The organism is Streptomyces sp. NBC_00212 (assembly GCF_045206365.1).
Lineage (GTDB): Bacteria > Actinomycetota > Actinomycetes > Streptomycetales > Streptomycetaceae > Streptomyces.
Genome location: NZ_CP108115.1, coordinates 7,199,291 through 7,212,145 on the forward strand (window position 1 = coordinate 7,199,291; position 12,855 = coordinate 7,212,145).

Below are 12,855 nucleotides of genomic sequence, written 5' to 3' on the forward strand. Positions count from 1 at the left end.
CCCCCTTGCTCGTCCCCGTACGCGAGCGGTGGCTGCCGGGTGGTCAGTGCCAGACTCCCCGGTCGGTCAGTACCGTGCGCAGCGTCTCCAGATGATCGGTCATGATGCCATCCACTCCCAGGTCCAGGAGAGCCCTCATCCGATCGGGATCGTTGATGGTCCACACGTGGACCTGCAGGCCAAGAGCGTGCGCGGTCCGTACGAAGCGCCGGTCCACCACCGGGATGCCGCTCTGGCTCTCGGGAACCTGGGCGCTGACGGCGCCCGCGCGCAGCGGCACGGGGATCCCGTACGAGCGAAGCCGCAGCGCGGCGACTCCCCGCACACCGTACGAGGTGGCCAGGCGCGGGCCCGCGAGCCGGTGCGCCCTCGCCACCCGGGCCTCCGAGAACGAGCCGACGCAGACCCGGTCCCAGGCGTCGGTGCGGCGGATCAGGTCGATCAGCGGGAGGAGCGCGGACTCGGCCTTGAGGTCGACGTTCCAGCGGACCTCGGGGAAGGCTTCGAGGAGCTCCTCGAACAGCGGCAGCGGCTCGCGCCCGGCCACCCGGGCCTGACTGACCTCGGCCCAGGGCAGCTCGGCGATCCTTCCCCGGGCGTCGGTGACGCGGTCCAGCGTCGCGTCGTGGAAGGCGACCAGGCGCCCGTCGGGCCGTGGTGTGCACATCGGTCTCGAAGTAGCGGTACCCGGCCTCGGCGGCCCGCGCGAAGGCGGCCGCGGTGTTCTCGATGCCGTCCGCCGCCCCGCCGCGGTGGGCGAACGGGATCGGCGACGGATGGTCCAGATAGGGGTGGCGTACGCGAGTCACCGGGGAAGTATCGCGCGCCGGGGCGTCGGCTCCGCGACGGCCGTGCTGCGCGCGAGTGCCGGGGACGTGACGTCCAGGGCCTGCTCCGCCTTCTCCCGCGGCGCCGCTTCGGGGATCGCGAAGATGCGCAGGAAGAACTGGGCGAGCGGCCCGATCGCCAGCGCGTAGAGGACCGTGCCGATGCCGAGCGAGCCGCCGAGCAGGAATCCGGTCGCGACCACGACCACCTCAAGTGACGTACGGACAAGGCGAATTGAGCGGCCCGTCACCTTGTGCAGGCCCGTCATCAGGCCGTCGCGCGGGCCCGGACCGAAGCGGGCCGAGATGTAGAGGCCCGTCGCGGCCCCGTTGCAGACGATCGCGGCGGCCGTCAGCGGAACCTGTGCGAGCAGACCGTGTACATCGGGGACGACGGCGAGCGTGGCGTCCATGAAGATGCCGATCGCGAAGACGTTGGACACGGTGCCGAGCCCCGGCCGCTGCCGCATCGGTATCCAAAGGAGCAGCACTGCGGCCCCGACGATGATCGACACGACGCCGATGGAGAGCCCCGTGTGCTCGGCGAGACCCTGGTGCAGCACCCCCCACGGTTCGAGACCGAGCCCGGCACGGACGAGCAGCCCCGAGCTGACGCCGTACAGCGCGAGGCCGACGTAGAGCTGCAGCAGCCTCCGCGTGAGGTGCGTGGACAAGGTGATTCCCCCTTGGGTGGATCCGGTGTGGTGATGGTGGACTGACTCATGACACTCTGTGGCGGGGAAATGGACTCCAACCATGGCCAATTCGAGGAAGGTGGACTGACTTCATGGCTCAGTGGACCTCGGCGATCGGGCCCGCCCAGCTCGCCCGTCAACTCCAAGCACAGCAGCCCCGCCCGGTCGGCGCCGGACTGCGCAAGCCGCCCGCCTACCGGGCGCTGGCCGACGGGATCCGGCTGCTCGTCCTCGAAGGCCGCGTCCCGGCCGCCGCCCGGCTGCCCGCCGAGCGCGAACTGGCCGTCGCCCTGTCGGTGAGCCGCACGACGGTCGCCGCCGCCTACGAGGCGCTGCGGGGCGAGGGCTTCCTCGAATCCAGGCGCGGCGCGGGCAGCTGGACCGCCGTGCCCGCAGGCCATCCGCTGCCCGGCCGCGGCCTCGAACCGCTCCCGCCCGAGTCGCTCGGCTCGATGATCGACCTGGGCTGCGCGGCCCTGCCCGCCCCCGAGCCCTGGCTGACCCGGGGCGTACAGGGCGCGCTCGAAGAGCTTCCGCCGTACGCCCACACCCACGGCGACTACCCCGCGGGCCTGCCCGCGCTGCGCCAGATGCTCGCCGACCGCTACACCGCGCGCGGCATCCCCACGATGCCCGAGCAGATCATGGTGACGACGGGCGCGATGGGGGCGATGGACGCCATCTGTCATCTGTTCGCCGGACGCGGTGAACGCATCGCCGTCGAATCACCCTCGTACGCCAACATCCTCCAGCTCATGCGGGAGGCGGGCGCCCGCCTCGTGCCGATCGCCATGGCCGAGGGGCTCACCGGCTGGGACCTGCCGCGCTGGCGACAGGTGCTGCGGGACGCCGCGCCCCGGCTCGCGTACGTCGTCGCCGACTTCCACAACCCCACGGGCGCGCTCGCCGACGAGGACCAGCGCCGCCAGCTCGTGGACGCGGCCCGCTCGGCCGGCACGGTGCTCGTCGTCGACGAGACGATGAGCGAGCTGTGGCTTGACGAGGACCTCGACATGCCGCGCCCCGTGTGCACCTTCGACCCGGCCGGGGCCACGGTGCTCACCGTCGGTTCGGCGAGCAAGGCGTTCTGGGCGGGCATGCGCATCGGCTGGGTGCGGGCCGCCCCCGACATCATCCGCTCGCTGGTCGCCGCCCGCGCGTACGCGGACCTGGGCACCCCGGTCCTTGAGCAGCTCGCCGTCAACTGGCTCATGGCGACGGGGGGTTGGGAGCAGGCGGTCGAGCTCCGGCGCACCCAGGCCCGGGACAACCGCGACGCCCTGGTGACGGCGGTGCGCCGCGAACTCCCCGACTGGGAGTTCCACGTGCCGCGCGGCGGCCTCACGCTGTGGGTCCGTACGGGCGGCCTGTCGGGATCACGCCTCGCGGAGGTCGGCGAACGCGTCGGAGTGCGGGTGCCGTCCGGCCCCCGCTTCGGAGTGGACGGCGCCTTCGAGGGCTACGTGCGCCTGCCGTTCACGGTGGGCGGCCCGGTCGCCGAGGAGGCCGCGGTGCGGCTGGCCGCGGCCGCGCGTCTCGTGGAGACGGGCGGAGGCTCGGGGAGCGCGGAGCCGCCGCGGACGTTCGTGGCCTGAGTGCGGACTTCCTACCCCTCTGCCGGAACCGCAGCCGCCTCCACCGCCTCCACCGCCGCCTCCCGCGCCGGGAGGAGGTCCAGGACCGCCTGCCGGTGGGCCTCTGGCGTCGCGTCGTCGTACGGGTCCGGGGTGGCCGGGACCTGGAGGCGCAGGACGGGGCCCGTGCCCAGGCGGGCGTAGCCGCGGCCCGGGGGGACGTCGGGAGTCGGGGTGGTGTGCGGGGGGACGCCGAGCACCGACTCGACCTCGCCCGGCGAGGCCGGGCCCAGGACCACCCGGGCCCGGGTGTGTGAGCGCACGGGCTCGGACAGGTCGTCCAGGGTGTCGAACTGTTCGGCGACCACGACCGTCACCCCGGCGGCCCGGCCGTGCCGCAGCGGGACCTGGAGCAGGTGCTGGGGGTCGATCCGGCCGTCGGCTGCGGCCAGGTCGGCCAGCACGCTGGGCCGGTCGAGCAGGATCCACAGGGGGCGCTTGGTGTCCTCGGGCGCCGGGTGGCCCGCCTGGCGGGCCCGGTTCGCGGCGATCAGGCGGCGCTCCGTCTCGTGCGAGGCCCATTCCAGGGTGGCGAGCGCTCCGGTGAGCCCGCACTCGACGGCGAGGACGCCCGAGCGGCCCGCGAGACAGGCGTACTCACCGGTTCCGCTGCCCTCGACGACCAGCAGGTCGCCGTTCTGGAGGACCTGGAGCGCGATGGAGCGGAGCAGGGTCGTGGTGCCCGTACCCGGCCGGCCGACCACCAGGAGGTGGGGCTCGGTGGAGCGCGGCCCGGTGCGCCAGATCACCGGCGGGGCGTCCTGGTGCTCCTCGTCCGCGGTCACCGGCACCGTCCGCCGCACGGCGTCCGCGTCGGTGAAGCCGAGGACGGTCTCGCCCGGTGACGTCACGAAGCGCTGGGCGGCGATGGAGGTCGGCAGCGCGCCGAGCACGCTCATGACGAGCTGGCTGCCCTCCTCGTCCCAGGCGAAGTGGTACTCGCGGCCACGCCCCGACTTGGCGTGCAGAAGCTGTTCGATGCGGGCGCGCGCGTCGGCCTCGCTGTCGGTGAAGTACGCCGGGTAGCGCACCTGGAGCCGGGTGAGCCGGCCGTCGTCGTCGAATGCGAACTCGCTGAAGGCCGTGTCCCACTCGCCCGAGTAGGAGAACAGCGGGCTCGGGTCCTCCGGGACGGAGAAGTACGGCACGAGCGCCTCGTAGAGGGCCTGGAGGCGCGCGAGTTCGCCCTCGTCGGGGCCGGTCTTGACGACCGGCCGCTCGCGGCCCATCCAGCCGGCCGCGCCCATCACCGTGATCAGGGCGAGGAGCGGCCCGTACGGGATGAGCGCGACGACCAGGACGACGGCCGCCGTCAGGAACAGTGCGGGACCACGCCGTTCCTTGGGGGTGGCGGCCCATTTGGCGTGCAGGGCGGCGACGATCAGCCGCAGGCCGCGGCTGATCGTGATGAGCGGATGGAGAACGTCGGTGGCGTTGTCGGCGGCCGTGCGCGCGATCTCGCGGCTGCGAACGACGGGTGCGCTGCTGCTCAGAATGCGGGGGAGCGGTCGCCGGGCCACATCGTTCTCCTGGAGTTGTGTCCGCGGCGGTGTCCGCGGCCCTGTCTGCTGCCGTTCGCAGGACGGCGGGAGGTCAGAACTTGATCCCGCCCAGCATGTTGGCCAGGCTCGCGCCCCCGGCGGTGATGCTCGGGGCGATGGCGGTGCCCGCGAGGTAGAAGCCGAAGAGCGCGCACACGAGCGCGTGCGAGGCCTTGAGTCCGTCTTTCTTGAAGAAGAGGAAGCAGACGATTCCGAGCAGCACCACGCCTGAGATGGAGAGGATCATTTGGGGATCTCCTGGTCGAGGGGACGGTCACCATGAGTTCTTCCAGGCTCACAGGAAGTATCTATGCGATAAAAGGTGCAAACGGGTGAAATCCTGCCAATTTCACTGGAGCGGCGGATATGAAAAGCGGCCCGGAGCGGCACACTGTGCGGCCGCAGGGACGCGAAACCGTCACTCGCGGTGATCTTTGCCGCCGCAGGGCCGCGTCATGTCCCCCCTCGGGCAGTACCCTGTCGATTCACTCGTACGGCTCTGTCGCCGTGCGGGTTTGTTCCGTTGCCCCTAAGGAGTTTTCGATGAGCGAGGAACTCGATCCCGAGGTGGTCGAGCTGGCGGCCAAGATCTTCGAGCTGGCCCGTCAGGGAGACGCCGAGGCGCTCGCCGCGTACGTCGACGCCGGGGTGCCCGCGAACCTCACCAACGACCGCGGCGACTCCCTCGTGATGCTGGCCGCCTACCACGGGCACGCCGAGGCGGTGGCCGCCCTGCTGGCCCGCGGCGCCGAGGCCGACCGCGCCAACGACCGCGGCCAGACCCCGCTCGCCGGCGCCGTCTTCAAGGGCGAGGACGCCGTGATCAAGGCCCTCCTGGCCGGCGGAGCCGATCCTTCCGCCGGGACGCCCTCCGCGGTCGACACGGCCAGGATGTTCGGCAAGACGGACCTGCTCGCCCAGTTCGGGGCCAACTGAGCGTCCACCAAGCGTTTACGGGGGATCCACCGAAGAGCCCGCTGAGAGAGGCGCCGTAAATGTGGTCGCGATGGCGAAATGGCTGGGTCATCATGACGTCGAACCCCTACATCGGGGGCAGGGTCCCTACATCGGGGACCGCGACGAAAGGCAGGAAGATGGTCTACACCAAGCAGAAGACGGCGGGCGACCCCTCATGTTGCTGCGCGGCCTAGGGCAAGGCACGAATCCCCGGTTGCGTCGACAGCTTGATGTGAGGCTATTTCCATGTTCGATCCAGTCATAGCGCCGAGCGGCACGCTGCTCGGTCTGCTGCAGCGGGGCCGTGGCGACGGCACCCTGCACGCGCTGGCCGCCCCGCGCGACGAGGCCCTGGCGGCCCTCAACCACTGCGTACTGAGCGACCCCCGCCACGACTGGCAGGTCGAGAACCGCTCGCTGTACTACGCGCGCCTCTTCCTGGATCTCGACGGCGGGCTCGACCAGGTCGAGCGCCACCTCTTCGGCGCCGAGGACATCCTCGACACCGAGGACTCCAGGACCGGGCTCGCCCTCGCCGTCCTCGGCCACCTCGCCTCGTACGGCAGGAACGACGCGCTCGCGCTGCTCCGCCGCTACGCCGCGACCGGCTCCAACTGGGCCTGGGCCCTCGACGAGCTCGCGCTGCGCGACGACGACGGGGGCCTGCGCGGCCTCGCCACGTCCGTGCTCGGCCGGTTCCCCGCCACCGCGGAGGGCGAAGCCGAGCTCGCCGCCACCGTGCGTGACGCCTACGAGCCGCGGCCCTGGCGGCTGTGGGCCGAGGATCCGCGCGAGAGCGTGGGCGCCCGGGTGCGGGCCGCCCAGGAGACCGGCTCCTTCGACCGCTGGCAGCGCCAGATGCGGCCGTCGGGACCCCGCCCCGGATGGAGCGTCCGGGCCGTCTTCGACTGGGCCGACGAAGGCTTGGAACGCGGCGCGGTCCTGCACCTTCCCGCGGCCAGGTGCCTCGGCGCCGTCGCCGGGCCCGAGGACCGGGACGCCATCATCGAGGCGGCCCGCTCCGGCACCGACGGAGCGCGCGGCGCCGCCCTGCACTATCTCGCCGAGTCCCGCGACGCCCGCGTGCTCGACCTGATCGAATCCGCCGTCTCCACCGGTTCACGCCTCGCCGCCGAGGCCGCCGTGCACGCCTTCGAGCGGATGTGCGGCCCCGAGGCCGTCGACCGGGCCCGCGGCTGGGTCCAGCGCCCCGACGAACTCGGTGCCTCCGCCGCCAGCGTGCTCGCCTCACGCGGCGAGGCGGGCGACGAGAAGCTGGTGCTCGGCGCGCTCCGCGAGACCGTGCGTGCCGAAGGCCCCGACGCGCCGCTCCTTCGGGCGCTCGTCGACGGGGCGGGAAGGCTCGGCATCTGCTGCGCCGCCCCCGTTCTGCGGCACGTCTACCGCGAGACCGCCTCCTCCCAGTTGCGCGGCCGCACCGCCCGCGCGCTCGCCGCCACTGACCCCTCCTTCGCCACCGGCTTCGCCGTCGAATGCCTGTGGGACTGCGAGGAGACCACCAGAGAAGTGGCCGCCCAGTACGCCGAGCTCGTCGACGCCCGCGTCGCGGAGCGGCTGCGCAGGCTCGCCGCCGACCCGGCCGAGGAGGCCGAGGTGCAGAGCGCCATCCACGACCGGCTCGGCCCGGACCCCACGGCCGTGTGACCCACGGCGACCGGAGCAGGGCCGTGCGATCCACGGCCGGACCCCGGTGAGACAACGCTCATGGGACGTTCCCCGGGCGGAAAGATCCAAGTCGGCCGGGCCACTTCCGGCGCGACGACAACACGGGTATGCGTGTCGTCATCGTCACCGAATCCTTCCCGCCCGACGTCAACGGCGTTGCCCACTGCGCCCTGCAGACCGCCCGGCATCTCGCCGCACGCGGTCACCAACCGCTCGTCATAGCCCCGGCCACGGCCACGGGGGAGGGCTCTGACGCGCCGTGCCCCGTCATACGGGTGCCCTCGCTGCCACTGCCCGGCTATCCGGAGGTCCGCCTCGCGCTGCCCAGCCGCCGGGTCGCCGCCGCGATCGCGGCCCACCGGGCCGACCTCGTCCACCTGGCGAGCCCCTTCGTCCTCGGCGTACGCGGCATGGCCGCCGCGGCCCGCCTGAACGTGCCCGCCGTCGCCGTCTACCAGACCGACCTTGCCGGATATGCCCGCACCTACATGGGCACCGGCGAAGGCACCGCCTGGCGGCGCCTGAGAGCCGTGCACTCGGCCGCCGACCGCACCCTCGCGCCCTCCACCTCGGCCCTGCGCGACCTGGAGGAGCACGGGGTGCGGCGGGTGCGCCTGTGGCCGCGCGGCGTCGACACCGATCGCTTCCGGCCCGAAAGGCGCGACGCCGCCCTGCGCCGCGAACTCGCCCCGCACGGCGAGCTCCTGGTCGGCTACGTCGGCCGGCTCGCCCCGGAGAAGCAGGTGGAGCTCCTCGCGGACGTCTGCGCCCTGGACGGCGTACGCGTCGTCGTCACCGGCGACGGGCCGAGCGCGCCCGCCCTGCGCGCCGCCCTGCCCGGCGCCGTCTTCCTCGGCCGGCGCACCGGCGACGAACTCGCCCGGATCCACGCCTCGCTGGACGCCTTCGCACACACCGGCCCGTACGAGACGTTCTGCCAGACCGTGCAGGAGGCCATGGCGAGCGGAGTGCCCGTGATCGCGCCCGCGGCGGGGGGCCCGCTCGATCTCGTGGGCCACGGACGCACCGGACTCCTCGTGCCGCCGAGGGATGCCGGGGCCGTCCGCGACGCCGTCCTGAAGCTCGCCGATCCGGGGCTGAGAGCCGCCTATGGACAGGCCGGGCGGGCCGCCGTGCGGGGCCGCACCTGGGCCGCCGTCGGCGATCTGCTCCTGGACCACTACGCCGAGGTACTCGGCGCACGCGCGGCGGTGGCGGCATGAGCGGCCTCAGGATCGTGCGGCTCGCCAACTTCGTGACCCCCGCCTCCGGCGGCCTGCGCACCGCGCTGCGCGAGCTCGGCCGGGGCTATCTGGCGGCCGGGCACGACCCCGTGCTCGTCGTGCCGGGCGAGCGGGCGCGGGACGAACTCACCGAGCAGGGGCGGGTGATCACCCTGCCCGGCGTCGTGCTGCCGGGCACCGGCGGCTACCGGGTGCTCGCCGACCGGCGCCGGGTGCGCCGGATCCTCGAAGACCTCGCGCCCGACCGCATCGAGGTGTCCGACCGCACCACCTTGCGCTGGACCGGGGAGTGGGCGCGCCGCGCCCGGGTCCCCTCCGTGATGGTCTCGCACGAGACGGCCGACGGCGTCCTGCGCACCTGGGGCCTGCCCGAAGCCGTGGCCACGGGCGCGGCCGACCGGCTCAACCGGCGTACGGGCTGGGCGTTTTCACGGATCGTGTGCACCACGGAGTGGGCGGAGCGCGAGTTCGTACGGATCGGCGCGCGCAACGTGGTCAGGGCCCCGCTCGGGGTCGATCTGGCGCAGTGCAGGCCGGGGCGGCGCTCGACGGTGCTGCGGGCCCGGCACGCGCGCGGCGCCCGGGTGCTGCTCCTGATGTGTTCGCGGCTCTCGGTCGAGAAGCGGCCGGGTCTCGCCCTGGACGCGCTCGCGGCGCTGCGGCACGCGGGCGTGCGCGCGGCGCTGGTAGTCGCGGGGGACGGCCCGCTGGCGGGGAGCCTGGAGCGCCGGGCGGCCGCGGAACGGCTGCCGGTCGAGTTCCTCGGCCATGTCGCCGACCGCGAAACGCTCGCCGACCTCCAGGCCGCCGCCGACATCTGCCTGGCGCCGGGCCCGGCGGAAACGTTCGGCCTCTCGGCCCTTGAAGCGCTGGCCTGCGGGACCCCCGTCGTGTGCAGCGCGTCGTCCGCCCTGCCGGAGGTCATCGGCGACGCGGGGCTCGCGGCCGGGAGCAAGGGCGGGGAATTCGCCACAGCGGTACGGGAGTTGCTCGCAAGGCCCGAGCGGGAGCGCCGGGCGGAGGCGCGGGCGAGGGCCGAACTGTTCGGCTGGGACGCCTCGGTGGCGGCCTTCCTCGCCGCACACGAGGCGCCGGTGCTGCGGCCCGGCACCGGCCGGACGACGCCGGGGGTGATCGTGTGACCGCCGCGGCCCCCGCCCTCGCCGGTGAAGCGGTTGAACGTCCTCTCCGGGATCTGCGGTTCGCGGCCCTCGGCGACTCGCTCACCGAAGGTGTCGGCGACCCGGTGGCCGGCGGATGGCGCGGCTGGGCGGCGCTGCTCGCCGGTCACCAGCCGGGCTGGGAGTTCCGCAATTTCGCCGCCAGCGGAGCGCTCACCCTAGACGTCGCGGAGCAACAGGCGCCTATGGCAAGGGAGTTCGCCCCGCACCTAGCCTCGGTCGTCGTCGGCGTCAACGACACACTGCGCCGCTCCTTCGACATCCACCGCGTCGCGGTACGCCTGGACGCGGTGTACGGCGGCCTCACCGGGCAGGGAGCGGTGCTGCTCACCGCCTGCCTGCCCGACCCGGGCGCCATGCTCGGGCTGCCGGGGCCGCTCGCCCGCCCGCTAGCCAGGAGGCAGCGGGCCGTCAACGCCGTGGTGCACACCCTGTCCGCGCGTTACGGAGCGGTCCATCTGCACCTCGCCGACCCCGCCTGGGTCGAGGACCGCGCCCTGTGGAGCGCGGACCGGCTGCACCCGGGCGAGCGCGGGCACCGGCTGATCGCGGCCCGCTGCCACGCGCTGCTCGCCGAGCGCGGCCTGGCACCGGGCGCCCCGCCCCCGGTCGAACCGGAACAGCCGCCGCCGAGTGCCGCCGCCTCGCTCTTCTGGCTGGCCACCTCGGGCACCGCCTGGCTGGCCCGCCGCTCCACCGACCTGCTGCCCCAGCTGCTCCGGCTGGCCGGTGAGGAGCTGCGCCACGCGGCGCGGCTCGATGTGCGGGCCGCCGAAGCCCTGACGTCCGCGCTGGCGGCCGTCTCGCCGGGTCAGAGCCGGCCCACCGGCGCGAACCTCAGTGGCATGCCCACGGTGGCCTGAGCCGCGGCCGCCAGGTCGGGTTCGGGGACCACGCCGATCACCGGGTAGCCGCCGGTCGTCGGGTGATCGGCGAGGAACACCACCGGACGTCCGTCCGGCGGCACCTGGACCGCGCCCAACACCATTCCCTCGCTGGGGAGTTCACCCTCGACGGCGCGCCGCAGCGCGGGCCCCTCGGTGCGCAGCCCGATGCGGTTGCTCGCCGAGGACACCCGGTAGTGCCCGCCCGCCAGAACGGCCGTGGCGTCCGCCGTGAACCAGTCCGCGCGCGGCCCCGGGCGCACCCGCAGCACCAGCTCCTGGGGCACGCCGGGCGCGGGCGCCCCGTCCACGGGTGGGTACGCGGCGGCCGGGCTGCCCAGCGGCAGCACGGCGCCGTCCCTGAGCAGCGCCGGGCCCAGGCCCGACAGGAGGTCGGTGGAGCGGCTGCCGAGCACCGGCTCGACGGTGATGCCGCCGGCGAACGCGAGGTAGGAGCGCACCCCGTGCGTCGCCGCGCCCACCTCGACCACGGCCCCCGAAGGCACCCGCACCGGGGCGCCCCACGCCACCGGACGGCCGTCCAGCGTGACCGGGCAGGGTGCCCCGGTCACCGCCACGGTGACCGCGCAACGAGGCCGTACCGCACACCCGTTGAGGGTCGTTTCGAGGACGGCCGCCCCCATGGTGTTGCCGACCAGGCGGTTGGCGAGACGGCTCGCGGGCAGATCGAGCGCGCCCGAACGCGGCACCCCCAGGTGCGCGTGGCCGTGTCTCCCCTCGTCCTGTACTGAGGTGAGCGCTCCGGCCCGTACGACGCACAGGGCCCGGTCGGTCATCGTGCCGCCCGGGGCACGAATCGGACCGGGGTGCCCGGGCCGAGCAGGGCGGCGGGGTCGCGGTGCGGGTCCCACAGGGCGGCGTCCGTGCTGCCGATCAGCTGCCAGCCGCCGGGGGAGGAGCGCGGATAGACACCGGTGTACGGGCCCGCGAGGGCCACAGACCCGGCCGGGACCGAGGTGCGCGGGGTGTCCCGGCGCGGCACGGCGTACCGCTCGCCGAGCCCGGTGAGGTAGGCGAAACCGGGCGCGAACCCGCAGAAGGCGACCCGGAACTCGGCCGAGGAGTGAATGCGCACCGCCTCCTGTTCCGAGACCTGCCACAGGGCCGCGACGTCCGCGAGGTCGGGGCCGTCGTAGCGAACGGAGATCTCGACCGTCTCCTGGGCGCCCGCCTCCAAAGGAGGGATGCGCCACGTCGTCAACTGGGCGGCGAGCGCCTGGGGATCGGTGACGCCGTCGAGCAGTACGGTGCGGGCCGCGGGCACGATCTCCCGTACCGGAGGGAGCGTTCCGGCCGCGCGGCGGCGCAGCAGCTCGGCGTGCAGCGCCCCGGCCGCCTCGCCGTCCTCCAGCTCGACCAGCAGGGCGTGTTCCCCGACCGGCAGGGTGCGCGGGGTGCTCACGAGAACGCCGCGACCCGGACGCCCGCCGACTCAAGCGCCGCCCGCACCCGGCGGGCCAGGTCCACCGCGCCCGGGGTGTCGCCGTGCAGGCACAGCGAGCCCGCGCCGACGGGGACCGGCTCGCCGGACTCGGCCACGACCGTGCCGTCCAGGGCCATCGTGACCGCTCGCGCGACCACGGCGTCCGGGTCACTGACGACGGCGCCGTCCCGGCCGCGCGGTACCAAGGTGGCCCGCGCGGTGTAGGCGCGGTCCGCGAACGCCTCGGTGACGACGCCGAGCCCGGCCGCCTCGGCCGCCGAAAGCAGCCGGGAGCCCGGCAGCCCGAGGACCGGCAGCGCGCCGCCCGCGAGGAGCACCCCTTCGACGACGGCGGCCGCCTGCTCCTCGTCGTGCACGACGCGGTTGTAGAGCGCGCCGTGCGGTTTGACGTACGAGACCCGGCTGCCCGCGGCGCGCGCGAAGACCTCCAACGCGCCGATCTGGTAGGCGACTTCGGCGGCCAGCTCATCGGGCGGCACGTCCATCGAGCGGCGGCCGAAGCCCGCCAGATCCCGGTAGGAGACCTGGGCGCCGATGCGTACGCCGCGCTCCGCCGCCAGGGCGCAGACCCGCCGCATGATGGCCGGGTCGCCCGCGTGGAAGCCGCAGGCCACATTGGCGCTGGTGACAACGGACAGAAGTTGTTCGTCGTCGGTCAACCGCCAGTGGCCGAAGCCCTCACCGAGGTCGGCATTGAGGTCGATCGACGTCGTCGCGGACCGGGTCATGGGGGTGGGATCT

At 74.0% G+C, this 12,855-nt stretch carries 12 protein-coding genes and 1 pseudogene; 6 read left to right on the plus strand and 7 right to left on the minus strand.

Annotated features, from left to right (window positions below):
• Window positions 1–43 precede the first annotated feature (43 nt).
• Window positions 44–809, minus strand: a pseudogene (locus OHA17_RS32860) (glycerophosphodiester phosphodiesterase).
• The gene (locus tag OHA17_RS32865) at window positions 806–1,585 is read right to left on the minus strand and encodes a YitT family protein (RefSeq protein WP_406509502.1); all 780 of its coding nucleotides are present in this window, start codon (window positions 1,583–1,585) and stop codon (window positions 806–808) included. The pseudogene OHA17_RS32860 and the gene OHA17_RS32865 overlap by 4 nt, the downstream one beginning before the upstream one ends.
• 29 nt (window positions 1,586–1,614) lie before the next feature.
• On the opposite strand from OHA17_RS32865, the gene OHA17_RS32870 reads away from it, so the two are divergent.
• Window positions 1,615–3,117 (plus strand): PLP-dependent aminotransferase family protein, encoded by a 1,503-nt coding sequence (locus OHA17_RS32870; RefSeq protein ID WP_053724450.1) that lies wholly within the window; start codon window positions 1,615–1,617, stop codon window positions 3,115–3,117.
• Window positions 3,118–3,128: 11 nt separating this feature from the next.
• Here the strand turns inward: OHA17_RS32870 and OHA17_RS32875 are convergent, their stop codons facing one another.
• Window positions 3,129–4,676, minus strand: coding sequence for a hypothetical protein (locus OHA17_RS32875; RefSeq protein ID WP_406509503.1), 1,548 nt, complete (start codon window positions 4,674–4,676; stop codon window positions 3,129–3,131).
• 73 nt (window positions 4,677–4,749) lie between these two features.
• Window positions 4,750–4,944, minus strand: coding sequence for a hypothetical protein (locus OHA17_RS32880; protein WP_398881365.1), 195 nt, complete (start codon window positions 4,942–4,944; stop codon window positions 4,750–4,752).
• 296 nt (window positions 4,945–5,240) lie between these two features.
• Here OHA17_RS32880 and OHA17_RS32885 point away from each other — a divergent pair, with 296 nt between their 5' ends.
• The 5 genes from OHA17_RS32885 (at window position 5,241) to OHA17_RS32905 (ending at window position 10,628) form a co-directional block, all read left to right on the plus strand.
• Window positions 5,241–5,633 carry an ankyrin repeat domain-containing protein gene (locus OHA17_RS32885; RefSeq protein WP_406509504.1) on the plus strand — a complete coding sequence of 131 codons (393 nt, stop codon included), beginning with the start codon at window positions 5,241–5,243 and terminating at the stop codon, window positions 5,631–5,633.
• Window positions 5,634–5,900: 267 nt separating this feature from the next.
• On the plus strand, window positions 5,901–7,319 hold the full coding sequence (locus OHA17_RS32890; protein ID WP_406509505.1) for a HEAT repeat domain-containing protein: 1,419 nt from the start codon (window positions 5,901–5,903) through the stop codon (window positions 7,317–7,319).
• 128 nt (window positions 7,320–7,447) lie between these two features.
• A complete protein-coding gene (locus OHA17_RS32895; protein WP_406509506.1) occupies window positions 7,448–8,563 on the plus strand; it encodes a glycosyltransferase family 4 protein in 1,116 nt (371 codons plus the stop codon).
• Window positions 8,560–9,726 carry a glycosyltransferase gene (locus tag OHA17_RS32900; protein ID WP_406509507.1) on the plus strand — a complete coding sequence of 389 codons (1,167 nt, stop codon included), beginning with the start codon at window positions 8,560–8,562 and terminating at the stop codon, window positions 9,724–9,726. The genes OHA17_RS32895 and OHA17_RS32900 overlap by 4 nt, the downstream gene beginning before the upstream one ends.
• Entirely contained in the window at window positions 9,723–10,628 is a 906-nt protein-coding gene (locus OHA17_RS32905; RefSeq protein ID WP_406509508.1) for an SGNH/GDSL hydrolase family protein, read from the plus strand. Before OHA17_RS32900 ends, OHA17_RS32905 begins: the two co-directional genes overlap by 4 nt.
• Here the strand turns inward: OHA17_RS32905 and OHA17_RS32910 are convergent.
• From OHA17_RS32910 to OHA17_RS32920, 3 genes are read right to left on the minus strand one after another with little or no spacing between them, the layout of a single operon-like run.
• Window positions 10,577–11,446 carry a biotin-dependent carboxyltransferase family protein gene (locus tag OHA17_RS32910; protein ID WP_406509509.1) on the minus strand — a complete coding sequence of 290 codons (870 nt, stop codon included), beginning with the start codon at window positions 11,444–11,446 and terminating at the stop codon, window positions 10,577–10,579. The genes OHA17_RS32905 and OHA17_RS32910 overlap by 52 nt on opposite strands.
• Window positions 11,443–12,072, minus strand: coding sequence for a 5-oxoprolinase subunit PxpB (gene pxpB / locus OHA17_RS32915; protein WP_406509510.1), 630 nt, complete (start codon window positions 12,070–12,072; stop codon window positions 11,443–11,445). Before pxpB ends, OHA17_RS32910 begins: the two co-directional genes overlap by 4 nt.
• Window positions 12,069–12,842: a LamB/YcsF family protein gene (locus tag OHA17_RS32920; RefSeq protein WP_406509511.1), complete on the minus strand. Its 774-nt coding sequence runs from the start codon at window positions 12,840–12,842 to the stop codon at window positions 12,069–12,071. Before OHA17_RS32920 ends, pxpB begins: the two co-directional genes overlap by 4 nt.
• Window positions 12,843–12,855 lie beyond the last annotated feature (13 nt).